The sequence below is a fragment of the Streptomyces albus subsp. albus genome, from assembly GCF_000725885.1.
GTDB classification, from domain to species: domain Bacteria; phylum Actinomycetota; class Actinomycetes; order Streptomycetales; family Streptomycetaceae; genus Streptomyces; species Streptomyces albus.
In genome coordinates this window covers 206720-231007 of record NZ_JODR01000006.1, presented here as the reverse complement: position 1 = coordinate 231007, position 24288 = coordinate 206720, and the positions used below count along the sequence as shown (strand labels likewise).

The window sequence follows — 24288 nt, the reverse complement described above, 5'->3', positions numbered from 1 at the left end:
GACGGCTCAGGCGCGGGGCGCGGCCGTGCTCTCCCGCACCAGCAGCTCGGGCAGCGGCACCCGCACCGTACGGGCCGCACAGCCGTCCAGCAGCCGGGTCAGCTCCTGCGCCGCGGTGCGGCCGAAGGCGACCGGGTCCCGGGCGAGTGCCGTCAGCCAGGGATGCACCATGCGGCACAGCACCGAGTCCTCCCACGACACCAGCGACAGATCGCCGGGGACCGACAGTCCGCGCTCCGCGGCGGCGGCCACCCCGGCGGCGGCCATCACATCGTTGTCGTAGACCACCGCGGTCGGCGGACGTTCCTCCGCCAGCAGACGGCGTGTCACCTCGGCGCCCTCGGTGTCCGAGTAGTCGGTGGTCAGCGACCGGACGCGGGAGAGCCCGCGGCGCTCGGCCTCGGCACGCAGCGAGGCGATCCGCCGCTCGGTGTGCGCCAGCCCCGGCAGCCCGGCCACGTGCACGATGTCCCGGTGGCCCAGCTCGTACAGATGGGCCACGATCCGGGCCATGGCCCCCGCGTCGTCGGCCGCGACGGCGGAGAGCCTCTCACCGCTGTCGGTGCCGCCGATGGCGACGGCCGGCAGCCCCAGCGACGCCAGCACCCCGGGCCGCGGGTCCCGCGACCGGGGATCGACCAGCAGCACACCGTCCACCCGGTGCTCCGCCCACCAGTGGCGGTACATGGCGCACTCGGCGGTGACCTCGTCCACGACTTGGAACAGCAGTCCGAGACGGCGCTCTGCCAGCACCTGCTGCACACCGGAGATCAGCTGGAGGAAGAACGACTCGACACCGAGCATCCGTGCCGGACGCGCCAGCACCAGGCCGATCGTCGCGGCGCCCTCCCCGGACAGCGCCCGGGCGGCCGTGCTGGGCCGCCAGCCGACTTCCTCGGCCACCCGGCGCACCCGCTCGCGGGTGGCCTGCGAGACACCCGGCCGGTCGTTGAGCGCGAACGAGACGGCGCTCTCCGACACCCCCGCCCGCCGGGCTATGTCCTTGATGGTGGGCCGCCGCCGTGCCCGGCCCCCGGCGCCTCGCTCGCGCGCACTCGGCCCGTCCGTGCCGGGCGCGCCGGCGCGCGACGCCTCCGTACCCCGGGGGGCGGTACCCCGCCCGGCCGTGCTGCGCGCGTCAGCGCCGGACGCCGCGCGCGGATCGGACGCCGCGCGCGGATCGGGTGCGGTGGTACCGGCTCCGGTGGTACCGGTCGCGGTGGTTTCGGGTGCGGCGGCACCGATCCCGGTGGTGCCGGTCGCGGTGACCTTCCGCGTGCCGGGGACGTGGCCGGACGGCTCCGGGGCTCCGGCCGGTGGTGCCGGGGCGCTGCCGCCGGTCCCGGCGGTGCCGGAGCCGGTCGTCCCGGCAGCGCCCGCCGCGTTCGCGGTATCCACTCGCAGCCCCACCCCGTCCTTCGGTGTTTCCGGTGTCCGTCAGCCTCAGCAGGGCGCCGGCCCGTCCGGCCCGGCCCCCAGACGCCCATCGGCCCTTGGACCGTCATCCGTCGGGCCCGGCCAGGAGCCCCGCCGCCAACCGCCCCGCCGTCTCCGGCCGTCGCCGCCGAGCGTATCGGTGTCCGGCAGGCCGGGCGTACCGGCACCGGGCAGGGCCGCAGCCGGCGGTGGCGGCGCCGTACCGGTCGCGCTAAAGCGCTAAAGCGGGATCACGCTAAAGCGCATTAGCTCCGAGAGCAAGACCTGGCGGAGGATCGGTTCGGGGAGAGCGTTCGAGGGGAGTCGCGGGATTTACCCGGCTATTGACTTTCCCGCCGCGGCAATGCAGCTTATCCCTCGGCGCCGACGCCTGACATCGATGTCAGCGCCGCCTCGCCGGGGGCTGCCCGTTCCCGACGGCACCGTCCCGCGGCGGTCGCTCCACGGCGTGTTCCCGTTCTCCTCGAAGGAGCCGTACGCCGTGCGCAAGTTCCGCATAGCCGCCCTCGCCCTCGTCGGCGTCCTCGCCTTCTCCGCCTGCACCGTGGGAACGCAGAACGTGGACACCACCAGCGCCGAGGGCGAGATACGCGGCACGATCACCTTCCAGACGTGGAGCCTGCGGGCCGCCTACCGCGACTACTTCGAGAAGCTGATCGACGACTTCGAGAAGAAGTACCCCGGCACCCATGTGAAGTGGATCGACCAGCCGGCCGAGGGCTACGCGGACAAGATCAGCGCGGACGCCGCCGGCGGCACCCTCCCCGATGTCGTGAACGTCTCACCGGATCTCGCCGCCCCCCTGGCGAAGGCGCACTTGGCGCTCGACCTCGACCGCGCCGCCCCGCAGTACCGTGACGAGTACCTGCCGGCCGCGTGGAAGAGCTCCCGGATACCGGGGATGAAAGGCACCTACGCCTTTCCCTGGTACCTGAACACCGGGCCGCTGTTCTACAACAAGAAACTCTTCGCACAAGCCGGTCTCGACCCCGACGATCCGCCCCGCACCTACGACGAACTCTTCCGCGACGCGCTGACGATGGCGAAGCGCAGCAAGGGGAGGATCGCCACTTTGGCGAGTGTCCCCACGATCGAGGACTTCGGCCGTTACGGGGTGCGGCTGATGAACAAGTCCGGCACCGCCTTCACCTTCGACGAGCCCAAGGGCGTCGAGTTGCTGAGGCGCTACAAGAAGCTGTACCAGGCCGGGGCGCTGGACCGGCAGGCGTTCACCTCCACGCCCGAGCAGGCGGGGCGGAAGTTCATGCAGCAGTCCGTGGCCATGAACCCCGGCAGCGCCCTGGACCTGGACAAGTTCAAGAAGGACGCCCCGAGCCTCTACAAGAACATCGGCATCACGGACGCGCCCAACAACACGGGCAGCCCCAACATGTACGTCCAGGGCCTGATGGTCAACGCGGCGGGCGACAACAAGGCCACCGCCGTCGCCTTCGCCCACTTCGTGACCAACGCCGAGAACCAGATGGCGTTCGCCCACGAGACGACCGTCTTCCCCAGCACCAAGGGCGCCTTGGACACGGAGTACTTCACCCGGCAGGACGGCACCGACAAGACGCGGGTGCGCATCGCCTCCGCCAAGTCCCTGGACACGGCCGTCAACTACACCCCCGTCCTGCTGAGCGAGGACATGAAGACCGCCCTGCAGAACGCCGTCACCCGGGCGCTGCGCGGGGACGAGTCGCCCGAGAAGGCACTCAAGCGTGCCGCCGAGGAATGCAACCGGCTGCTGAGGCTCGGCTGACGCAACCGGACACCGCCGCCGGCACCCGGCCGGCGGGCCCGGTTCCGTGACCGGGCCGCCGCCCCGCGCGACGGGACCGCGAACGGGCCGACGAGCAGCAGCCGAGCCGAGCGAAGGACCAGGAACCGCAATGAAGACAGCCACCGCCGCACCGCCCGGGGGCGCGCCCGCCACAGCGCCCCGGCGGGTGCGCAGACATCTGCCCACCAGCCCCTGGCTGTTCCTCGCGCCCGGCCTGCTGGCCGTCACCGCGTTCAGCCTGGCGCCGTTCCTCCTGACGGTGGGCAACTCCTTCACCGACAACCGCACCCTGGTGCCGGGCGGCTTCGTGGGCCTGGCCAACTTCCGGGAACTGCTGCACGACGAGATGTTCTGGACGGGGCTGCGCAACAGCGCCCTGTACGTGCTGGTGACGGTGCCGCTGCTGGTGCTGCTGCCGCTGCTGCTGGCGGTCCTCGTCCAGCGGCACATCCCCGGCATCACCTTCTTCCGGGCGGCCTTCTACACGCCCGTGGTGGCCTCCGTGGTGGTCGTCGGTCTCATCTGGTCCTGGCTGCTGGACGACCGGGGTCTGGTCAACGGCATCCTGGAGGCGCTGGGGGCCGGCCCGGTGGGCTTCCTGAGCGACCCGTGGCTGCTGCTGCTCAGCGCGATGCTGCTGACGGTCTGGAAGGGCCTCGGCTACTACATGATCGTCTACCTGGCGGCGCTGACCAACGTGCCGCGGGAACTGCACGAGGCGGCTGCGGTCGACGGCGCGGGCGCGGTGCGCCGCTTCGTCACCGTCACCGTCCCGGCACTGCGCAACACGATGGTCCTCGTCGCCGCACTCTCCTCCGTCAGCGCCTTCAAGGTCTTCTCCGAGGTCTACCTCCTCGCGGGCGAGAACGGCGGCCCCGCGGGGGAGGACATCACACTCGTGCAACTCGTCCAGCAGGTCGGCACCGGCCTCAACGGGCGCGTCGGCTACGCCTCCGCGCTCTCCGTGGTCGTCTTTGTCGTCACACTCGGCCTGATGCTGCTGGTGCTGCGGGCCAACCGGAAGGAGGACGCGTGATGAGCGCGACCACCGCACGCCCGGCCCCCGCCGCCGGCCCCGAGCCACATGACCAGAAGCGGAGAAGCACCCGCCCGTCCGCCGCCCGTCCCGGCCGCGCGTTCGGCAGCCGCCCGCCCGCCTGGCGGACCGCACTGCGCTATCTGCTGCTCGTGGCGGTCTTCGCCCTGATGGTCGGCCCGTTCCTGTGGCAGCTCTCCACCTCGCTCAAGGGCCCGGGGGAGGACATCTACAGCTACCCGCCCCGGCTGCTGCCCTCCGACGCCACCCTCGACAACTACGCGGGCGTCGCACGGATCATCCCCGTGTGGGACTACGCGCTCAACTCGCTGACCGTCGCCGTCGCCAGTGTGCTGACCAACCTCGTGGGCGCCTCACTGGCCGGGTACGCGCTGGCCAGGCTCCGCTTCAAGGGCCGCGGCGCCGCCCTGACCGTCTTCATCATGGCGATGCTCGTCCCGCTGGAGAGCATCATCATCGCCCAGTTCACACTGGCGCGGGCACTGCACGTCAACAACACCCTGCTCGGCGTGGTCCTGCCCGGTGCGGTCGGCGCCCTCAACGTGCTGCTGATGCGCAACGCCTTCTCCGGGCTGCCCTACGAGGTGGAGGAGGCCGCCCTGGTCGACGGCGCCAACGTGTGGCAGCGGTTCGTGCGGATCGCGCTGCCGTCGGTCAAGGGCACGCTGGCCGTCGTCGCCATCTTCTCCTTCATGACCGCCTGGGACGACTTCCTGTGGCCCCTGATCGTGCTCAGCGACCCGGCCAACTTCACCCTCACCGTGGGCCTCAACTATCTGCACGGCACGTTCGCCGACAACCAGCGGCTGGTGGCCGCCGGCACCATCATCGCCGTGCTGCCGCTGATCGTGATGTTCGCCTGCCTCCAGCGCTACTTCTTCCGCGGTGTCGGGGAAGGCGCCGTCAAGGGCTGAGCCCGGCACGCCCCACCCGACCCCCCACCCCGCCCCCGACCCCAGGAACAGCCCAGCGATGACCACCCCCTCCGTCTCCACGCCGCGCTTCGGTGTCAACTACACGCCCTCGCGCGACTGGTTCCACCACTGGCTGGACTTCGATCTCGACGCCGTACGCACCGATCTGGACGCCATCGCCTCCCTCGGCCTCGACCACATCCGGGTCTTCCCCCTGTGGCCCGTCTTCCAGCCCAACCGGGCGGTGGTGCGGCCACGCGCGGTCGAGCACCTGGTGCAACTCGTGGACGCCGCCGCCGAGCGCGGACTGGACGTCAACGTGGACGGCCTCCAGGGCCATCTGTCCAGCTTCGACTTCCTGCCCGCGTGGACCGGCACCTGGCACCGCCGCAACCTCTTCACCGACCCCGACGTGGTCGAGGGCGAGGCCCACTATCTGCGCACCCTCGCCGCGGCACTCGCCGGGAAGCCCAACTTCCTCGGTATGACGGTCGGCAATGAGATCAACCAGTTCTCCGGCGACCCCCACCCCGACCCCGACCGGATCACCCCGCGGCAGGCGGAGCAGTGGCTGCGGCGGATGCTGGACGCCTGCGCCGAGGGCGCCCCCGGCAACTGGCACCTGCACGCCGAGTACGACGCCGCCTGGTACCTGGACGGCCACCCCTTCACGCCCGCGCACTCCGCCCGGCTGGGTGCGGTCACCGCCGTGCACTCGTGGGTCTTCAACGGCACCGCGCAACGCCACGGACCGGGCGGCACCGCCACCGAACACCACGCCGCCTACCTGATCGAACTCTCCAAGGCATGGGCCGACGACCCGCACCGGCCCGTCTGGCTCCAGGAGGTCGGGGCGCCGCAGCCGCACATCCCCGCCGGCCGGGCCGCCGCCTTCACCCGCGCCACCGTCGACGCCGCACTCGACTGCACCGACGTGTGGGGCGTCACCTGGTGGTGCTCGCACGATGTGCCGCGCCACCTCGCCGACTTCCCCGAACTGGAGTACAGCCTCGGGCTGTTCACGGAGGACCACCGCCCCAAACCGCTCGCCCGAGCCCTCGCCGAGGCCGCACAGGAGCACCGGGCAGCCCCGCGCCCGGCCCCGCCGCGCACCACCGCCCTCGTCCTGGACGTGCGCCCGGAGGAGGAAGGCACGCGTGAGGCCGGTGACCGTCCCGGCCGCTCGGTGTGCGCACCCGGTGGCGCCTTCTTCGAGGCCTTCGCCCGGCTGACCGCCGACGGGGCACGCCCCGCCGTCGTCCTGGCGGAACGGGCGGACGACACGGCGCACCTGGCGGCCCGCGGCATCACCGACCTCGTCACCGTGGCCGAGGCCGCCCCGGGAAGCAGCACCGGCAGGCCGGCATGACACACCGGCTCCCACGCGCCCCGGCGCGCCCGCCCGCCGCCCGGCACCAGGAGTGCGCCCAGGGCGAGCGGGGCAGGGTGAGGGACGCGATGTGCCAGCGCCCCCGCCCGGACGCCCGACTCCCCCGCCCCGCCGGCCGACGCGCCGGCCGGCGGGCACACAGCCGTTCCCGGGCCGCGGCCCGCCTCGGTCGCACCAGCCGCCCCCACCACCCCGTACGCCGTAGGGGAGCCGTACGCGGCGCCGGCATCCGCCCCCGCTCCACCCCCTTGGCACCACCGACCGGAACCACCGGAAACCCCTACGGAGAGCAGCACACATGCACGACGACCGCGCACTGACCGAAGGCCGCCTCAAGCGGGTCCTCGACGAACGCATCCGCCCCGCGGTGTACCCCGCCTCCGTCCCGCTGGAGGTGACCGTCTGGCACGCGCCCGGCGAGCCGGTGCCGGTCGCGGAAGGGCTGGCGGCGGAGCACACCCCCATCGCGGTGGGCGACAGCTGGGGCGCCCCCTGGGGCACCAGCTGGTTCCGGGTGACCGGCACGGTGCCCGCCGACTGGGCGGGCCGCACCGTGGAGGCGCTGCTGGACCTCGGCTTCGACGAGAACATGCCGGGGTTCCAGTGCGAGGGCCTGGTCTACCGTCCCGACGGCACACCGGTGAAGGGGCTCAACCCCCGCAACCAGTGGGTGCGCGTCGCCGAGCGCGCCGCGGGCGGCGAGACGGTGGACCTGCACATCGAAGCCGCGTCCAACCCGGTGATCCTCGACTACCACCCGTTCCTGCCCACCGACCTCGGCGACAAGGAGACCGCCGGCAGCGAACCGCAGTACCGGCTCGCCCGCATGGACCTGGCCGTCTTCGACGAGACCGTCTGGCAGCTGGTGATGGACCTGGAGGTGCTGGACGAGCTGATGCGGGAGCTGCCCGCCGACGGCGAACGCCGCTGGGAGATCCTGCGTGCCGTCGACCGGGCGCTGGACGCGATCGACCTCCAGGACGTGCCCGGCACCGCCGCCGCGGCCCGCGCCCGCCTCACCGACGTGCTCAGCGCCCCCGCCCGTGCCTCCGCGCACCGCATCAGCGCCGTCGGCCACGCCCACATCGACTCGGCATGGCTGTGGCCGCTGCGCGAGACGGTGCGGAAGGTCGCGCGTACGACCGCCAACATGACGGCGCTGCTGGAGGAGGAGTCCGACTTCGTCTACACGATGTCCCAGGCCCAGCAGTACGCCTGGATCAAGGAGCACCGGCCGGAGGTCTACGCGAAGGTCAAGAAGGCCGTCGCCGAGGGCCGTTTCGTGCCGGCCGGCGGCATGTGGGTCGAGTCCGACACCAACATGCCCGGCTCCGAGGCGATGGCCCGGCAGTTCGTGCACGGCAAGCGGTTCTTCCTCGACGAGTTCGGCATCGAGAACGACGAGGCGTGGCTGCCCGACACCTTCGGCTTCGCCGCGGGCCTGCCGCAGATCATCAAGGCCGCCGGCTCCAAGTGGCTGCTCACCCAGAAGATCTCCTGGAGCCAGATCAACTCCTTCCCGCATCACACCTTCTTCTGGGAGGGCATCGACGGCACCCGGATCTTCACCCACTTCCCGCCCGTGGACACCTACAACTGCTCCATGAAGGGCTCGGAGATCGCCCACGCCGCCCGCAACTTCAAGGACAAGGGCCGCGCCACCCGCTCGCTCGCCCCCACCGGCTGGGGCGACGGCGGCGGCGGCACGACCCGCGAGATGGTCGCCAAGGCGGCCAGGATGCGGAACCTGGAGGGCTCGGCCACCGTCGAGTGGGAGACCCCCGCCGCCTTCTTCACCAAGGCCGAGGCCGAGTACCCCGATGCGCCGGTGTGGGCGGGGGAGCTGTACCTGGAGTTGCACCGGGCCACCCTCACCAGCCAGGCCAGGACGAAGCAGGGCAACCGCCGCAGCGAGCACCTGCTGCGCGAGGCCGAACTGTGGGCGGCCACCGCCGCGGTACGGACCGGGCACCCCTACCCGTACGAGCAGCTCGACCGGCTCTGGAAGACGGTGCTGCTCCACCAGTTCCACGACATCCTGCCCGGCTCCTCCATCGCCTGGGTGCACCGCGAGGCGGAGGCCACCTACGCGAAGGTGGCCGCCGAACTGGAGGAGATCGTCGGGGCGGCACAGCGGGCGCTGGCCGACGAGGCGGCCGGTGACGGACAGCGGCTGGTCTTCAACGCCGCCCCGCACGCCCGCGCCGGCATCCCCGCGGGAGGTGCGGCCCCGGCCACCGCCGCCGAGGGCACGGCCACCGCCACGGCCCGGGACGGCGGCGGGTTCGTCCTGGACAACGGGCTGCTGCGGGTGGAGATCGACGGACGCGGACTTATCGTCTCCGCCTACGATCTGACGGCCCGCCGGGAGACGGTCGCCCCCGGCAGCGCCGCCAACCTGCTCCAGCTCCACCCGGACTTCCCCAACATGTGGGACGCCTGGGACGTCGACTCCTTCTACCGCAACACCGTCACCGACCTCACCGAGGCCGACGAGGTCGCCCTGGCCGGCCAGGAGCCGGCCGGCGACGGCCAAGGCGGCGCGGTCACCGTCCGGGTCACCCGCTCCTTCGGCGCGTCGCGCGTGGTGCAGCTGCTCACCCTGGAGGCCGGCGCCAAGCGGCTGGACATCGACACCGAGGTCGACTGGCACGAGACGGAGAAGTTCCTCAAGGCGGCCTTCCCGCTCGACCTGCACACCGACCGGTACGCCTCCGAGACCCAGTTCGGGCACTTCTACCGGCCCACCCACACCAACACCAGCTGGGACGCCGCGAAGTTCGAGGCGTGCAACCACCGCTTCGTGCACCTGGAGGAGCCCGGCTGGGGCGCCGCACTGGTCACCGACTCCACCTACGGCCATGACGTGACGCGGGATGTGCGCACGCCGGGCGAGGACGGTGCGGTACCGGCCGGCACCACGACCACCGTCCGCCTCTCGCTGCTGCGCGCCCCGCGGTTCCCCGACCCGCACACCGACCAGGGGCTGCACCGGTTCCGCTACGCGCTGCTGCCGGGCGCCGCCATCGGTGACGCGGTCCGCGAGGGCTGGCACATCAATCTGCCGGTGCGCACGCTGCCGGGGAGCGCGGCCGAGGTAGCCCCGCTGGTCGCCGTGGACGACGACGCGGTCGTGGTCAGCGCCGTCAAGCTGGCCGACGACCACAGCGGCGACGTGGTGGTGCGCTGCCACGAGGCGCACGGTGGCCGCGCCGCCGTCCGCCTCACCCCGGGCTTCCCGTTCGCCTCGGTGACCGTCTGCGACCTGCTGGAGCGGCCCGTGTCCGACAGCCGGGAGCCGGAACCCGCCGTCACGGACGGCGCCGTCGAACTGGCGCTGCGCCCGTTCCAGCTGGTGACGCTGCGCTTCTCCCGCACCGAGGGCTGACGGACCCGGTACGGGGTGCGGTGGGCCGGGGTCCGTCCCGGCCCACCGCACACGGCTGCCGCCGGGGCCTTCGATAGTGTCGGTGCGTGGACATCCCCCGCCTGCTCGACGGCCGGCTCAAGTTCCGGCACCTGCTGCTCGTGGACGCCCTCTCGCGGCAGGGCACGGTGGTCGGTGCCGCCGCCGAACTGCACATCACGCAGCCCGCGGCGACCCGCAGCCTGCACGAGCTGGAGGACATCCTGGGGGTGTCGCTGTTCGAGCGCGGGCCCAGGGGCATCACCGCGACGGTCTTCGGCGAGGCGTTCACCCAGCATGCCCGCGCCGTGCTGGCGCAGCTCACCCAGGCGGGCCGGCACGTGGTGGAGCTGGCCGAGGCCGACCGGGGCACGGTGGTCGCCGGCACCCACCTGGCCGGGTCGAACGTACTGCTGCCCCGGGCCATCGCCGCGTTGAAGAAGGACCATCCGCTGCTGACCGTCGTCGTGCGGGAGGCGTCGCCCGAAGCGCTGCTGCTGGATCTGGAGGCCGGCCGCGTCGATCTGATCGTCGGCCGACTGACCGGGCCCTCCGGGGAGGGCGTGGTGCGGCGCACGCTTTACGACGAGTCGGTCCAACTGGTCGTGCGTGCCTCCCACGACCTGGTGGGGCGGCACGACATCGGACTTCCGGAACTGACCGGGTACCCGTGGATCCTGCCCGGGCCGCAGACCGCGCTGCGCCGGGAGGTGGAGGAGCTGCTGGCCCGCAACGGACTGGGGCTGCCGGAGAACAGGGTGGAGACCACCTCGTTCCTCACCGTGCGGCAACTGCTCCTGGAGACCGACATGGTGGCGGTGCTGCCCGGTCTCATCGTGCGGGACGACAGCCGGCTCGCCCGGCTGCCGGTCTCCTTGGAACCCATCGGGCACAGCGTCGGGCTGACGCTGTCGGACTCCCGCACGCTGAGCCCGTCCGCGCGGGCGCTGATCCGCAGCCTGGAGGAGACGGCGGCGGACATGGCGCCCCAGCTCTGAGCCGAGCCGGGGCGCCGGGGGCGGACCGTGGGCCCGGCGGGGTCACAGCCCCAGATAGCGTTCCGCGTTGCCGCGGGTGATGCGCCGGCGCACCTCGTCGTCCAGGAAGGCGCTCTTGCGGACCACCTCGCCCACCGGGCGCTCACCCAGCGGGTAGGGGTAGTCGCTGCCGACCATCACCCGGTCCGCGCCCACCGTCTCCACCAGCAGCCGCAAGGCCCGCTCGTCGAAGACGACGGAGTCCACGTAGAAGCGGCCCAGGTAGTGCGACGGGGGGTGCTCGGAGGTGCCGATCACGTCGTTGCGGCCGTGCCAGGCGTTCTCCATCCGGCCCAGCCAGAAGGCGAACGAACCGCCGCCGTGCGCGAAACAGATCTTCAGCCGCTCGTCCACCCGGTCGAAGACCCCGCCCAGGATCAGCGCCAGGATGGACAGGTGCGTCTCGGCGGGCATCGCCGTGAGCCACTGCGCCATCCACCGGTCGAGCCGGGGCGAGGAGGCCATGTCCCACGGGTGCACGAAGACGGGCACGTCCAGGGCGGCGCAGTGCTGGAGGAAGGTGACGACGCCTTCGCTGTCCAGGTCGAGGTCGCCCACGTGGTTGCCGATCTCGACGCCGCGGTGCCCGTTGGCGATGCTGCGTTCCAGCTCGCGGCAGGCGGCGTCCGGGTCCTGCAACGGGACCTGGCAGAACGGGACGAGCCGGTCACCGGCCGGAGCGGTGATCTCCAGCGCCAGATCGTTGAAGATCCGGGCTATCCTCGCCGCCTGTTCGCCGCTGCGTCCGTAGGTGAAGAACGCCGGGGTGGGGGAGACCACCTGGGTCTCCACCCCGTCCGCGTCCATGTCCCGCAGCCGTACCTGAGCGTCCCAGCAGTCGGCCTGGATACGGCGGAACTCCTTCGAGCCCATCATGATCATGGCCTCGGCTTCGGACTCGATCCGCAGCCACGGTGCGTCGGGGCCGGCGTCGGCGCTCAGGTCGGGCCAGCCCCGGGGCACGTAATGCGTATGGACGTCGATCACGCGGTTCACGAATCAGCCCTTCCCGGGGTGGAGGAAGGCGCACTTGGGGCAGGTGCGGGCCTGCTCGTCCGCGTAGAAGCTCTCGAAGACCGGCGGCAGATCGGCCACGATGTCGTTGACCTGGAGCTCCACCTCGTGGACGAGCGCCGAGCACTCCGGGCAGTACCACAGGAACTTCTCCAGCGTGCCCTCCTCGCGGACCCGCTCGATGACCAGCCCGATGGAGTCGGGGTCGGGCCGCTGCGGCGAGTGCGGCACATTGCCGGGGAGCAGCCAGACCTGGCCCTCCTCGATGTGCACGGTCCGCGGGCCCTCGTCCGTCATCAGGTTGACGTGCATATCGCCCTTGAGCTGGTAGAACCACTCCTCGTACGGGTCGAGGTGGTAGTCGGTGCGCTGGTTGGGGCCGCCGACGACCTGGACGATGAAGTCCTTGCCCAGCGACATGGTGCGGTTGTTCACCGGCGGCTTGAGCAGGTGCTCGTGCTCGCTGATCCAGCCCTTGAAGTCGATGACCTCGGGGATGTCGGTCATGAGTGCTCCTGTGCGGTGGTGCGGTCGGTACGGGGGAGGTGTGCCATGGCCTGGATCTCGATGAGCAGATGCGGGTGCGGCAGCTGGTGCACGGCCACGGTGGTGCGCGTCGGGCCGTTCTCGTCGAAGAACTCTCCGTAGACCTCGTTGTATCCGCCGAAGTCGTTCATGGACACCAGGTAGGTGGTGAGCTGCACGACGTCGGACAGGTCCGCGCCGACCTCGGCGAGGATGTCCCGGATGTTCTCGATCACCGCCCGGGTCTGCGCCCGGATGTCGAGGTTCGTCGTGCCCATCTCGTCGGTCTCGACGCCGACGAAGGTGTTGTCGGGACGGCGTGAACTGGTGCCGGAGACGAAGACGAACTTCTCGGTGTCTCCGACGACCTTGACATGCGGGAAGCGGCCCCGGGGCGTGGCCTTGCCCGGGACGACGTGTGCCCGGCTCATCACACCCCCCGGACCGAGACCGTGCCGAGCCCGGCGACGTCACAGGTGGTGACGCCCGCGCCCAGCGGTACGGCGGCCGTCGCCGCGCCCGCGAGCACGACCTGTCCGGCGCGCAGCGGGATGCGGTGGCGGCGGCACATCTCCCGCAGGGCGTGCAGCGCGCGCACCGGGGCGCCCAGGATCGCGGAGGTGGAGCCGACCGCCTCCCGGCCGCCGGCCAGCAGCCGCACGGCCCGGTTCGTCACGTCCTGCACGGGCCGCCAGGCACCGACCGCGTAGGCGGCGGCCGAGGTGTTGTCGGCGACCACGTCCTCGTACGTGAACCGGAAGTCGCGGTAGCGGGAGTCGATGATCTCCAGGGCGGGTGCGACCGCGTCCACGCACGTTTCGATGTCGAGCGCCGTGTCGTCCGCGTCCACATCGCGGCTCAGCCGGTAGGCGACCTCCGGCTCCACCTTGGGGTGGATGAAGCGGCCGAGGTCCACATCGGCGCCGTCCGCCAGCCGCATGGCGTCGGTGAGCCGCCCGACGATGACGTCGGAGACCCCCATCTGCGCCATCTTGGCCTTGCTGGTGAAGCCCAGTTTCACGCCGGTGACGCGTTCGCCGCGCGCCTCGCGCCGGGCGAGCAGTGCCGCCTGGATCGCGTAGGCGTCCGCGATGTCGAACGTGTGGCTGTCGGCGAGACTGGGGGTGTCGGTGCGCGAGGTGCACGCCGCGTCGAGCCGCGCGGCCAGTTCCCCGGTCGTCCCCACGTCGATCACCGGTCGCTCCCTTCCGCGGGGCCGGCCGCGGCGTCGCGCCGTGCGGCCAGGTCCAGTGCGATGTCCACGATCATGTCCTCCTGGCCGCCCACCATCTGGCGCCGGCCGATCTCCAGCAGGATGTCCCGGGTGTCGAGCCCGTAGCGCTGTGCGGCGCGTTCGGCGTGCAGCGCGAAGCTGGAGTACACACCGGCGTAGCCGAGGGTGAGGGTCTCCCTGTCCACCTGGACGGGGCGGTTGCGCAGCGGGCGCACGATGTCGTCGGCGGCGTCCTGGAGGGCGAACAGGTCGCAGCCGTGCTCCCAGCCCAGCAGGTCGGCGACGGCGACGAACGCCTCGGCGGGGCAGTTGCCCGCGCCGGCGCCCTGGCCGGCCAGGGCCACATCGACGCGGAAGGCGCCGTGCTCCACGGCGGTCACGCTGTTGGCGACCGACAGCGACAGGTTCTCGTGCGCGTGGATGCCGATCTCGGTCCCGGCGTCCAGCACCTGCCGGTAGGCGTCGATCCGCTCGGCCACGTCCCGCATGGTCAGCCGGCCGCCCGAGTCGGTGACGTACACGCAGTGCGCACCGTAGGACTCCATCAGCGCCGCCTGACCGGCCAGCCCCTCGGGGGTGTTGAGGTGGCTCATCATCAAGAAGCCCGCCACGTCCATACCGTGCTCGCGGGCCCAGCCGATGTGCTGGGCGGCCACATCGGCCTCGGTGCAGTGGGTGGCGACGCGGACGCTGCGCACCCCCAGGTCGTAGGCGCGGCGCAGATCGTCGATGGTGCCGATGCCGGGCAGCAGCAGCGTCGTCAGCCTGGCGTTCTCCACGACCTCGGCGGCGGCCTCGATCCACTCCTCGTCGGTGTGGGCGCCGAAGCCGTAGGTGGCGCTGGAGCCGCCCAGGCCGTCGCCGTGCGCGACCTCAACGGCGGCGACACCGGCCTTGTCCACGGCGGCGACGACGGCGCGCACCTGGTCGACGGTGTAGGCGTGGCCCATGGCGTGCATGCCGTCCCGCAGGGTCACATCCTGGACGTACAGCTTCATGCCGGCTTCACCCATCCTCGTAGTGCGGCGGTCTTCTCGGCGGTGCGGACGGCCGCGGCGGTCATGATGTCGAGGTTTCCGGCGTAGTCGGGCAGGTAGTGGCCCGCGCCGCGCACCTCCAGGAAGACCGAGACCCGGGTGCCGGAGACCCGTCGGCCCAGCCCGGGGACCAGGGCGTCCTCGACCGGGTCGAACTGGACCCGCTGCTTGAGCCGGTAGCCGGGCACATACGCGCGGACGGCCTGCGCCATGGCTGCCACCGAGTCGGCTGTCCGCTCGCGGGTCCGCTCCGACAGCTCGCCCTCGACGACGCAGTAGACGGTGTCGCGCATCACCAGGGGCGGTTCGGCCGGGTTGAGGACGATGATCGCCTTGCCGGCCTGCGCGCCGCCGACCGTGCGGAGCGCCTCGGCCGTGGTCTCGGTGAACTCGTCGATGTTGGCGCGGGTGCCGGGGCCCGCCGAACGGGAGGAGAGGGAGGCGACGATCTCCGCGTACACGACGGGCACGACGCGTGAGACGGCGGCGACAACGGGCACCGTGGCCTGGCCTCCGCAGGTCACCATGTTGACGTCGTCCGCGTCCCGGTGCGCGTCCAGATTGACCGGCGGGACCACGAACGGCCCCAGGGCGGCCGGGGTCAGGTCGATCATCAGCTTGCCGTGCCGCCGGGCCACCTCGGCGTTGTGGACGTGCGCCTTGGCGGAGGTCGCGTCGAAGACCACCTTCACCTCGTCGAACCCCGGCAGCTCCGCCAGCCCGTCGACGCCCTCGTGGGTGGTGGCCACCTTCAGCCGGGCGGCGCGGGCGAGCCCTTCGGAGTCCGGGTCGATCCCGGCCATCGCCGCCATCCGGAGGGTGGGGGAGTGCCGCAGCACCTTGATCATCAGGTCGGTGCCGATGTTGCCGGAGCCGATGACGGCCACGGGCACCGTGCCGTCCGGTGACGTGCTCATGCGTCCTCCTCCTCGTTGCCGGCCTCGATCAGGGCCTCGACATCGCCGAGTCCGTCCAACTCCAGCCGGTACCGGCCGGGTCCGCCGACCGGCACCATGGGGCCGAGGGCGCCCGACATCACCAGGTCGCCCGCGCGCAGCGGCTGTCCGCGCTGTTCCATTTCGCGGGCCAGCCAGGCCACCGCGACGACGGGGGAGCCGAGGCAGGCGTGGCCCGCGCCGAAGGAGACGGGCTCGCCGTCGTGGTACAGGGTCATGCCGACGCGGGCCAGGTCGCGCCCGTCGAGGCGGAAGGGCGTGGTGCCCAGTACGACGGCGCCGCTGGAGGCGTTGTCGGCGACCGTGTCGGTGATGGCCAGGTCCCAGCCGGCGATCCGCGAGTCGACGATCTCGATGGCGGGCAGCACGAAGTCGGTGGCCCGCAGCACATCGGCGACGGTGGTGCCGGGCAGGTCCAGGTCGCGGCCCAGGACGAAGGCGATCTCGCCCTCGGCGCGCGGCTGGAGGAACCGGCCGAGCGGCACCGGTTCGGTGTGCGCGTACACCATGTCGGCGAACAGCACCCCGAAGTCGGGCTGGAAGACGCCGAACTGCTGCTGCACGGCACGGGCCGTCAGTCCGATCTTGGCGCCGACGCGGCGGGCGCCGGCCGCGGTGCGGGCCGCCACGAGCCGGTGCTGCACTTCGTAGGCGGCGTCGATGTCGGTGGCGCCCAGGTGTTCGCGTACCGGGGCGCAGGGGGTGCGGGTCTTCGCGGCGGCGGTCAGCAGCGCGGCGACGTCGTCGATCCGCGCGGCGTCCCCGGCGCCTTCGGTGGTGGTCCTAGCGGTCACAGGTGCACGCACACATTCGTCGGTTCGGTGTAGAAGTGGAGGGAGGAGGCGCCGCCCTCACGGCCGATGCCGGAGAGCCCGACGCCGCCGAAGGGGGAGCGCAGATCGCGCAGGAACCAGGTGTTGACCCAGGCCATGCCCACGTTCATCGCCTGCGCCACGCGGTGTCCGCGCCGCAGGTCGCGGGTCCACACGGAGGCGGCCAGGCCGTAGTCGGTGTCGTTGGCCAGTGCGATGGCCTCGTCCTCGTCGTCGAAGGGGATCAGCGCGGCGACGGGGCCGAAGATCTCCTCGCGCACGGGGCGGTCCGTGTTGGTCAGCCCGGTCCACAAGGTGGGCTCGATCCAGGAGCCGCCGTCGAGGCCGTCGCCCAGCTCGGGGACGCCGCCGCCGGTGAGGACCTTGGCACCGGACTGCTCGGCCAGCGCGAAGTAGCCGCGCACCTTGTCCCGGTGCGCCTGGGAGATGAGCGGTCCCGTCGTGGTGGCCTCGTCCAGCGGGCGGCCCAGGCGCAGGGCGCCGGCCCTCTCCACCAGTCCGTCGGCGATGTCGGCGAACACCGACCGGTGGACGTAGACGCGTTCGGTGCACAGGCACACCTGGCCGGTGTTGGCGAACACCGACCGGGTCAGGCCGTCCAGGGTCTCGGTGAGGTCGGCGTCGGGGAGGACTATCGCCGCGTTCTTGCCGCCGAGTTCGAAGGAGACGGGGCGGACCCGGGGCGCGACGGTCCGCATGACGTGCGCGCCGGTGGCCGAGGAGCCGGTGAAGGTGACGCCGTCGATGCCCGGGTGCGTGGTGAGGTGTTCACCGGCCGAGTCGGCGCCGAAGCCGTGTACGACGTTGTAGGCGCCGGCCGGCAGACCGGCGTCCGCCAGCACCTCGGCCAGCAGCGCGGCGGTTGCCGGGGTCTCCTCGCTGGGTTTGACGACCACCGTGTTGCCGCACGCCAGCGCGGGGGCGGCCTTCCAGGTCAGCAGGAGCAGCGGCAGGTTCCACGGCACGATGACCGCGACGACGCCGAGCGGTTTGCGCACCGCGTAGTTGAGGGCCTGCCGCCCGCCGGGCAGGTCGGTGAGGAACGACTCCACTCCGGCGGCGGCCACCACGTCGGCGAACGTGCGGAAGTTGGCGACGGCACGGGCCACGTCCAGGTCGCGGGCCTGGGTGACGGGCTTGCCGGTGTCGGCGATCTCGGCGGCGACGAACTCCTCGAAGCGTTCCTCGATCAGGTCGGCCGCCCTGCGCAGCACCGCGGTGCGCTCCCGGACGGCGGTGCCCGACCAGCCCTCCAGCGCCCGCCGGCCCGCCTGCACGGCGCGGTCCACGAGGGCTCTGTCGGCTTCGTGGACGCGGGCGTGCACCCGGCCGGTCGCCGGATCGACGTTCTCGAAGCTGCGGTTCTCGTCGGGCTCGACGAAGTGCCCGTCGACGAAGTTGCGGATCCACCGCCCTGTGTCTGGCGTCATGGGCCCCACTCTGAAAGCCCGCGCCATGCCTGGCAAATGCGCTTTCCGCTCGCTCGTATAGCGGTCTAGTTATATCGAGTTGCTCGGTCGCTATAACCGCCCCGCTATGGCAGCGTCCGAATCCGGTATTTGTGTGTGATGTCTCACGGGGTCACTGTCTCCCCATGAGCACCCCGGAGAGACCCGACAGACCCGAGCCCGCCGCGGCCCCCGGCAGAACCGCCCTCGCCACCCTCGCCGGCACCACCCTGGAGTGGTACGACTTCTTCCTCTACGGCACCGCCGCCGCGCTCATCTTCGACAAGCAGTTCTTCCCCTCCCTCAGCCCCGCCGCCGGCACCCTCGCCGCCTTCAGCACGCTCGCCGTCGGATTCGTCGCCCGCCCCCTCGGCGGCCTGGTCTTCGGCCACTTCGGCGACCGCGTCGGACGCAAGGCGACCCTCGTCGTCTCCCTCCTCCTCATGGGCATCGGCTCCACGCTCATCGGCGTCATCCCCACCTACGACACGATCGGCTTCTGGGCCCCGGTGCTGCTGGTGGTCCTGCGCATCGTCCAGGGCATCGGTCTGGGCGGCGAGGGCGCCGGCGCCACCTTGATGTCCATGGAGCACGCCCCCGAGGGCAAACGGAACCTGTACGCGGGATTCCCCCAGATGGGCACGCCCGCCGGACTCGTCCTGGCCAACCTGGTCTTCCTGGGCACCAACGCCCTCACCGGGGACGCCGCCTTCACCGGCTGGGGCTGGCGCATCCCCTTCCTGCTCAGCTTCGTCCTCGTCGTGATCGGCCTCGCCATCCGGCTGCGCGTCACCGAGTCCCCGTCCTTCCACCGCGTGCTGGAAGAGGACGACGTGGTCCGCTTCCCGCTCGCCGAGTCGCTCAAGGCCGGCTTCCCCCGGCTGGCCCTCACCCTGCTCGCCGTCGTCGCGAACTCGGCCGTCGCCTACGTCTTCATGGTGTTCACGCTCTCCTACGGCACCAAGCAACTGGGCCACGACAAACAGTTCCTCGTCCTCAGCGTCACCGGCGCCGCCGTCCTGTGGTTCGCCACCATCCCCGTGTGGACCCGGGTCGCCGACCGGTACGGCCGACGGACGATGTTCATCGGCGGCTCCGTGGCGATCCTGGCCTGGTGCGCCGCGTTCTTCCCCCTGCTCGACACCGGCGCGGCCGGGCCGGCCGTCATCGCCCTGGCCGGGATGGGCCTCATCATCCCCGTCACCCACTGCGTGCAGGGCAGCATCATCGCCGACACCTTCCCCGCGCACGTCCGCTACTCCGGCTCCTCGCTGATCCTCCAGGCCGGAGCCATCCTCGGCGGCGGACTCGCGCCTATGATCTCCACCGCGCTGCTCAACTCGGGCGGCTCCTCGACCGGCGTCACCTGGTACCTGGTGGCCATCTGCGGCGTCAGCCTCGCCGGTGCGGTGGCGCTCTTCCGTCTGGTGCCCGAGACACCGGCGCGGACCGCACGCCCCCAGATCGGAGACGAGGCATGGACAGCTCCCAGATGATCCGCAGCGGCCCGGTCCGCTACGCCACAGCGGAACGCTTCGCCCGCCCCCGCCCCGTGACGGACCCGTCCGGCGACGGCCCGTCGAGCGGACGGATCTGCCCCCAGCCGCCCTCCCGGCTGGACGCGGTGATGGGGCCCCCGCTCGACACCCACCCGCGCGGTGAGGACTGCCTCCACCTCACCGTCACCACCCCCGCACGGGACGCGGGCGCCCGCCCCGTCCTCGTCTGGCTCCACGGCGGCGGCTTCAGCAGCGGGGCCGGGCTGCTCGACTGGTACGACGGCGGCGCGCTCGCCGCCGAGCAGGACGTGGTCGTCGTCGGCGTCAACTACCGGCTGGGCGCCCTGGGCTATCTGTGCCTCGACGGCGTCAGCGACGGCAACCTCGGCCTGTTCGACCAGCTCGAAGCCCTCCGCTGGGTCCGCGACCACATCGCCGCCTTCGGCGGCGACCCCGGCAACGTCACCGTCCTGGGGCAGTCGGCCGGCGCCCTGTCCATCCGGCTGCTGATGGCCGTGCCCGCGGCGCGCGGGCTCTTCCACCGCGCCGTCCTGCAAAGCCCGCCCCTGTCCATCGCCGCCCGCCCCCCGGAGGCGTCCCGTGCCGTCGGCCGCCGGTTCGCCGGCTTCCTGGGGACCGATCCGCGCACCGCGGACCCGGACGCCCTGCTGGCCGCGCAGCGCCGGACGGCCGCCGCCCACACGCAGGAGACCGGCAGCCCGCTGGAGCCCCCGTTCCTCCCCGTCACCGGGACGGCGCCCCTCGACACGGCGGACCTCGACGCCGAGTCCGGCCTGGACGGTGCGGAAGGTCTGGACATCCTCCAGGGCTGGAACGCCGACGACATGTCGGCCTTCGTCGGCGGCGACGGCGATGTCGCCGCGAGCACCCGCCGTGAGTACGAGGAACCGCTCGCCCGCTTCGCGGGCCGGCTGCGGCAGGCCGGCGCCCGCGTGACCACCTACCGCCTCGACTGGCGCCCCGCCGGTTCGCCCTTCGGCGCCACCCACTGCCTCGAACTGCCGCTGCTGCTCGGCTCCCGCGCGGCCTGGCGCCGCTCCCCGATGCTCGGCGACACCCCCTGGGAGGAGACCGACCGCCTCGGCGTGGCCGTACGCGCCGCCTGGGCCTCGTTCGCCCGCACCGGCGACCCGGGCCCCCTCCCGGACCCCCTCACCACCGTCCCCCACTGACAGGGGAGTCCGGCACGGCGGCACGGTACGCAGCCCACCGGGTGCCGGGCCGCCGTACGTGCGCCCGGGCGCCGCGCATAGCGTGCCGCCATGACCGAGTGGGACCTCAAGAAGCTCCGCGTCCTGCGCACGCTCGCCGACGTGGGAACCGTCACGGCGGCGGCCGAGGCGCTGTTCATGACGCCGTCGGCTGTCTCGCAGCAGCTCACCGGGCTCAGCAGACAGCTCGGGGTCACCCTGCTGGAAGCCCACGGCCGCCGGGTGCGGCTCACCCCCGCCGCCGAACTGGTCCTGCACCACGCCGAAAGCGTCTTCGCCGAACTGGAGCGGGCCGATGCGGCACTGGCCGGCCACGTACGCGGCGAGGCGGGACAGGTGCGGCTGGGCGCGTTCAGCACCGCGATCCCCGCGCTCGTCGTGCCCGCCATCGCCGCGCTCCGCACCACCCACCCGGACCTGCGCATCCGCGTACGCGAGGCGGAGGCCGCCGAGGTCTACGACCTGCTCGCCGACGGCGCCGTGGATCTGGCGCTGTCCCTGGCCGCCCACGCCCCGCCCGCCCGGGACGCCCGCTTCACCCACCTCGCCGTGCACACCGACCCGCTCGACATCGCCCTGCCGGCCGGGCACCGGCTCGCCGCCGCACGCAGCCTGCGGCTGGCCGATCTGGCCGACGAACCCTGGATCTACGGGAACAGCGGGCCCTGGTCGCAGATCACCACCACCGTGTGCGAGGCGGCCGGGTTCGTGCCCCGGCAGGCGCACGCGGCGGCCGACTGGGCGGCGATCCTCGCGCTGGTCGGCGCCGGGCTGGGCGTCGCGCTCGTGCCCCGCATGGCGGGAGCGGGCACCGGTGCGGCGGACGCCGCGCGGGTGACCGTACGGGTGCTGGGCAGCGACCGGCCCCGGCGGTACGTGGTGGCGGCCACGCGGCGCGGCGCGGAGGAGTGGCCGGGCGTGCAACGGGTCCTCGACGCCCTGCGGAACGTTCAGTTGGACTGAACGGAACGCTCAGAAGGTTTCGATGGATCTGACAGAAGCCGCGGGCCACTCTCGGAGGACCGAACACCGGGAGAGAGGAACCGCGTGACCGACTCCTACGACGCCAAGCCCTACGTCTCCGGCGACCCGTACGCCGACTACCGCCGGGACGACCACGCCTTCACCGGCCTCGTCGACCTGGCCGACCGCCGGCTCGGCGCCGGTGTCGTCGCCGCGAACGACGAGTTCTTCGCGGAGCGGGAGAACCTGCTGAGCCCCGAGCGGCCACACTTCGACCCCGCGGCCTTCGGCCACAAGGGCAAGATCATGGACGGCTGGGAGACGCGGCGGCGCCGCGGCGCCAAGGGCGAGACCCCGCACCCGGCGGCCGACGACCACGACTGGGCGCTCGTCCGCCTCGGCGCCCCCGGCATCGTCCGCGGCCTGATCGTGGACACCGCGCACTTCCGGGGCAACTACCCGCAGACCGTCTCCGTCGAGGCCGCCGCCCTGCCGGGCACGCCCTCCGTCGAGGACCTGCTGTCCGCGGCCACGGAATGGACGCCGCTGGTGCCCCGCACCCGCGTCCGCGGTCACGCGGCCAACGGTTTCGAGGTGAACTCCGAGCGCCGCTTCACCCATCTGCGGCTGCGCCAGTACCCCGACGGGGGCATAGCCCGGCTGCGGGTGCACGGCGAGGTGGTCCCCGACCCCGAGTGGCTGGACCTGCTGGGCACCTACGACCTGGTCTCCGTCCTCAACGGCGGCAGGGCCGAGGACGCCTCCGACCGGTTCTTCTCGCCGCAGACCAACATGATCCTCCCCGACCGGTCCCGCAAGATGGCGGACGGCTGGGAGAGCCGCCGCCGTCGCGACGACGGTCACGACTGGGCCCGCTTCCGCCTCACCGGACACGCCGAGATCCGGGCGGTCGAGATCGACACCTCCTACTTCTGCGGCAACTCCGCCGGGTGGGCGTCCCTGTCGGCCTCCACCGACGGCGGCGCGACCTGGACCGGCTTCCTGCCCCGTACCCCGCTCGAACCCGACACCCTGCACCGCATCAAGCTGCCGCAGCCGGTCCCGGCCTCCCACATCCGGCTGGACACCTACCCGACGGCGGGATCGCCCGGCTGCGGGTGCACGGCAGCCTCACCGAGCAGGGCCGCGCCGAACTCGCCCGGCGGTACGCGGAACTGACCGACTGACACCCCGGCCGCCAGCACGCGCCGATCCGACCGCCCCGGCTGCGTCGGCCGGATCGGCCAGGGCGAGCAGTTGAGCCGGTGGCAGCCCGCTGCGGGCCGCCACCGTCAGCCGCTCCCGCACCTCGGGCACGGTGCGGGGGCGGTAGCCGGGGCCCGAGTAGCAGCAGCCGCACGCCGGATGGAACCGCAGCCCCGCGTCGAGCACGGCGGCCAGTGCCCGCCAGCCCCTCCGGTCCCGCCGCGCCGGCACCGCCAGACACACCCCCGCGTCCACCAGCCGCTCGCCGCACCCGGGACACGGCGCGGGCGGGCCGTTGCGTTTGTACGACGACCGGCAGCGGACGCAGACGTGGTGCGAGCGGTACGTCGCGGGGTTTCCGAAAGCCATGGCCCCGACGGTAGGGGAGGCGCCGCGGACGGGGCGAACGGTTTCCCCGCCACAACGGCCACCGGCACCGGCCGGACGACGACGGCCCGCGCACCGGGCGCGCGGGCCGTTTCCCTGTCGGGGGAGTGCCGTTCAGCGGCGTGGTGTCAGGGAGAGCAGCGGGGCTCCCGAGGGGAAGAGGTACTTGGCCGCCAGCACGGGGCGGCCGGCGGCCGAGACGGTCTGGGTGAGCAGCATCGCCGGGGTCTCCGGCGGGCGGGATATGGCCTCGCCCCTCTCCTTGCCCAGCACCGTGGCGCCCAGCGTGCCGCGCGCGGTGAGGGCGCAGCCGGTGTCCAGGAACGCGGCCAGCATCGTGGTGGCCGGCCCGTCGCCGTCCCCGGGGCGCGCCGGAGCCTTCGGGGGATCGCCGAGCGCGGCGGCCAGCGCGGGGTCCGCCGCGCGCAGTGCCGACCGGTCCGCGGCCCACTCGTGCGCGAAGCACGCCGCCGCACCGTCCACCTCCACCACGGTCTCCCAGAAGCAGGCGCGTTCGGCGGGTGCCAGCCGCAGGTGGTATCCCGAGAAGTCGGTGGGCTCCTCCAGTTCGACCGCGCGCCGGTGGCAGCGTACGGTGCCGGGGCCCAGCAGCGTCTCCACCGGGAGCAGCCGCTCCAGGCCCGGGGCCGGCGGCAGTTGGTTGACGGTGCTGCCCGCTCCCTGCCGGCGGGTGATCACGCCGTCCTCCTGGAGGAGGATCAGCACCTCGCGCAGCCCCGGCCGGCTCACTCCCAGGAGCGCGGCCAGCTCCGGTTCGGGCGGCAGTTTGGCCCCGGGCGGGAAGGTGCCGTCGTCGATGGCGGCGACGATGCGCTCGTAGAGCTCGACCCGGGGTGAGTGCCGGCGGTCTCCCTGTCGAGGCATCGAGGCTCTCTCCTGTTTTGTCTGACCTATTTCGCCGGCCGCATC

General features: G+C 72.6%; 20 protein-coding genes and 1 pseudogene. 10 read left to right on the top strand and 11 right to left on the bottom strand.

What is annotated here, in order from left to right; translation table 11 throughout:
* Positions 1–6: 6 nt before the first annotated feature.
* Positions 7–1008 carry a LacI family DNA-binding transcriptional regulator gene (locus IO40_RS0108210; RefSeq protein WP_030406259.1) on the bottom strand — a complete coding sequence of 334 codons (1002 nt, stop codon included), beginning with the start codon at positions 1006–1008 and terminating at the stop codon, positions 7–9.
* A gap of 910 nt (positions 1009–1918) precedes the next feature.
* Here IO40_RS0108210 and IO40_RS0108205 point away from each other — a divergent pair.
* The 6 genes from IO40_RS0108205 (at position 1919) to IO40_RS0108180 (ending at position 10985) form a co-directional block, all read left to right on the top strand.
* Positions 1919–3199, top strand: coding sequence for an ABC transporter substrate-binding protein (locus IO40_RS0108205; RefSeq protein WP_031175162.1), 1281 nt, complete (start codon positions 1919–1921; stop codon positions 3197–3199).
* 130 nt (positions 3200–3329) lie between these two features.
* On the top strand, positions 3330–4256 hold the full coding sequence (locus tag IO40_RS0108200) for a carbohydrate ABC transporter permease (RefSeq protein ID WP_016467178.1): 927 nt from the start codon (positions 3330–3332) through the stop codon (positions 4254–4256).
* A complete protein-coding gene (locus IO40_RS0108195) occupies positions 4256–5191 on the top strand; it encodes a carbohydrate ABC transporter permease (protein ID WP_030406260.1) in 936 nt (311 codons plus the stop codon). The genes IO40_RS0108200 and IO40_RS0108195 overlap by 1 nt, the downstream gene beginning before the upstream one ends.
* Positions 5192–5249: 58 nt before the next feature.
* A complete protein-coding gene (locus tag IO40_RS0108190; protein WP_016467176.1) occupies positions 5250–6560 on the top strand; it encodes a glycoside hydrolase 5 family protein in 1311 nt (436 codons plus the stop codon).
* Between the two features lie 319 nt (positions 6561–6879).
* Complete coding sequence (locus IO40_RS0108185; RefSeq protein WP_031175161.1) at positions 6880–9969, top strand: alpha-mannosidase; 3090 nt, start codon at positions 6880–6882, stop codon at positions 9967–9969.
* Between the two features lie 86 nt (positions 9970–10055).
* Positions 10056–10985 (top strand): LysR substrate-binding domain-containing protein, encoded by a 930-nt coding sequence (locus IO40_RS0108180; protein WP_016467174.1) that lies wholly within the window; start codon positions 10056–10058, stop codon positions 10983–10985.
* A 42-nt stretch (positions 10986–11027) separates the two neighbouring features.
* Here the strand turns inward: IO40_RS0108180 and IO40_RS0108175 are convergent, their stop codons facing one another.
* Genes IO40_RS0108175 through IO40_RS0108140 form a run of 8 tightly spaced genes read right to left on the bottom strand, consistent with a single transcriptional unit; the run spans position 11028 to position 18053 of the window.
* Positions 11028–12020: an amidohydrolase family protein gene (locus IO40_RS0108175; RefSeq protein WP_016467173.1), complete on the bottom strand. Its 993-nt coding sequence runs from the start codon at positions 12018–12020 to the stop codon at positions 11028–11030.
* Between the two features lie 3 nt (positions 12021–12023).
* Positions 12024–12545 carry a 3-hydroxyanthranilate 3,4-dioxygenase gene (locus tag IO40_RS0108170; RefSeq protein ID WP_016467172.1) on the bottom strand — a complete coding sequence of 174 codons (522 nt, stop codon included), beginning with the start codon at positions 12543–12545 and terminating at the stop codon, positions 12024–12026.
* Positions 12542–12994 (bottom strand): RidA family protein, encoded by a 453-nt coding sequence (locus IO40_RS0108165; RefSeq protein ID WP_016467171.1) that lies wholly within the window; start codon positions 12992–12994, stop codon positions 12542–12544. Before IO40_RS0108165 ends, IO40_RS0108170 begins: the two co-directional genes overlap by 4 nt.
* Entirely contained in the window at positions 12994–13758 is a 765-nt protein-coding gene (locus tag IO40_RS0108160; protein ID WP_016467170.1) for a 2-keto-4-pentenoate hydratase, read from the bottom strand. Before IO40_RS0108160 ends, IO40_RS0108165 begins: the two co-directional genes overlap by 1 nt.
* The gene (gene dmpG, locus IO40_RS0108155; RefSeq protein WP_016467169.1) at positions 13755–14795 is read right to left on the bottom strand and encodes a 4-hydroxy-2-oxovalerate aldolase; all 1041 of its coding nucleotides are present in this window, start codon (positions 14793–14795) and stop codon (positions 13755–13757) included. The genes IO40_RS0108160 and dmpG overlap by 4 nt, the downstream gene beginning before the upstream one ends.
* A complete protein-coding gene (locus tag IO40_RS0108150) occupies positions 14792–15751 on the bottom strand; it encodes an acetaldehyde dehydrogenase (acetylating) (protein WP_031175160.1) in 960 nt (319 codons plus the stop codon). Before IO40_RS0108150 ends, dmpG begins: the two co-directional genes overlap by 4 nt.
* A complete protein-coding gene (locus IO40_RS0108145) occupies positions 15748–16584 on the bottom strand; it encodes a 2-keto-4-pentenoate hydratase (protein ID WP_031175159.1) in 837 nt (278 codons plus the stop codon). Before IO40_RS0108145 ends, IO40_RS0108150 begins: the two co-directional genes overlap by 4 nt.
* Entirely contained in the window at positions 16581–18053 is a 1473-nt protein-coding gene (locus IO40_RS0108140) for a 2-hydroxymuconic semialdehyde dehydrogenase (RefSeq protein WP_016467166.1), read from the bottom strand. Before IO40_RS0108140 ends, IO40_RS0108145 begins: the two co-directional genes overlap by 4 nt.
* A gap of 164 nt (positions 18054–18217) precedes the next feature.
* On the opposite strand from IO40_RS0108140, the gene IO40_RS0108135 reads away from it, so the two are divergent.
* From IO40_RS0108135 to alc, 4 genes and pseudogenes are all read left to right on the top strand, one after another.
* Entirely contained in the window at positions 18218–19567 is a 1350-nt protein-coding gene (locus IO40_RS0108135) for an MFS transporter (RefSeq protein ID WP_016467165.1), read from the top strand.
* Positions 19549–20763: a carboxylesterase family protein gene (locus IO40_RS0108130; RefSeq protein WP_016467164.1), complete on the top strand. Its 1215-nt coding sequence runs from the start codon at positions 19549–19551 to the stop codon at positions 20761–20763. The genes IO40_RS0108135 and IO40_RS0108130 overlap by 19 nt, the downstream gene beginning before the upstream one ends.
* 90 nt (positions 20764–20853) lie before the next feature.
* Positions 20854–21765, top strand: a complete 912-nt coding sequence (locus IO40_RS0108125; RefSeq protein ID WP_031175158.1) for a LysR family transcriptional regulator — start codon at positions 20854–20856, stop codon at positions 21763–21765.
* Between the two features lie 84 nt (positions 21766–21849).
* Positions 21850–22952: pseudogene (gene alc / locus IO40_RS33310) on the top strand (allantoicase).
* Here the strand turns inward: alc and IO40_RS35660 are convergent.
* Both IO40_RS35660 and IO40_RS0108115 read right to left on the bottom strand, forming a co-directional pair.
* Complete coding sequence (locus IO40_RS35660) at positions 22897–23340, bottom strand: hypothetical protein (RefSeq protein WP_174500672.1); 444 nt, start codon at positions 23338–23340, stop codon at positions 22897–22899. The pseudogene alc and the gene IO40_RS35660 overlap by 56 nt on opposite strands.
* A 132-nt stretch (positions 23341–23472) precedes the next feature.
* Positions 23473–24243 carry a GntR family transcriptional regulator gene (locus IO40_RS0108115; protein ID WP_016467161.1) on the bottom strand — a complete coding sequence of 257 codons (771 nt, stop codon included), beginning with the start codon at positions 24241–24243 and terminating at the stop codon, positions 23473–23475.
* Between the last annotated feature and the right edge of the window lie 45 nt (positions 24244–24288).